Genomic DNA, 648 nt, shown 5'->3' on the forward strand with positions numbered 1-648 from the left:
CGAACACCACCGGGTAGTCCCGCGAAACAGCGGCTTCGTAACTCATCCGGCCCAGACCGTCCAGAGAGAAGATCACCTCGATCAGCAGCGATCCGGCAAAGAACACGCTGATGAACGCTTGAGGAATCCCCGACACCACCAGCAACATGGCATTACGGAACACATGCCCGTACAGCACGCGCCGCTCACTCATGCCCTTGGCTCTGGCGGTGATCACGTACTGACGGGTGATTTCGTTGAGAAACGAATGCTTGGTCAATAGCGTCAGGGAGGCAAAGCCACCGATGACCAGCGCGGACACCGGCAGCACCAGATGCCAGAAGTAGTCGGCGATCTTGCCCAGCGTCGAGAGCTGTTCGAAGTTGTCCGACACCAGCCCCCTGACTGGAAACCAGCTCAGCGAGGTGCCGCCGCAAAACACCACGATCAGCAACATGGCGAACAGGAAGGCTGGCGTGGCGTAGCCGATGATGATGGCGGTGCTGCTCCAGACGTCGAACTGGCTGCCATGCCTGACCGCCTTGCGAATGCCCAGCGGAATCGACACCAGGTATGTCAGCAGGGTCGCCCACAGACCCAGGGAAATGGACACCGGCATTTTCTGCAGAATCAGGTCGGTGACCGTCGTCCCACGAAAGAAGCTGTTGC

Annotated in this window: 1 protein-coding gene; it reads right to left on the reverse strand. The window is 59.4% G+C overall.

Annotated elements, in window-relative coordinates:
• Positions 1-648: ABC transporter permease subunit (locus BZK31_RS21435; protein WP_157900774.1), on the reverse strand; the 648-nt coding region annotated here is incomplete at both ends.

It is taken from the genome of Pseudomonas floridensis (genome assembly GCF_002087235.1).
Taxonomy (GTDB): Bacteria; Pseudomonadota; Gammaproteobacteria; order Pseudomonadales; family Pseudomonadaceae; genus Aquipseudomonas; species Aquipseudomonas floridensis.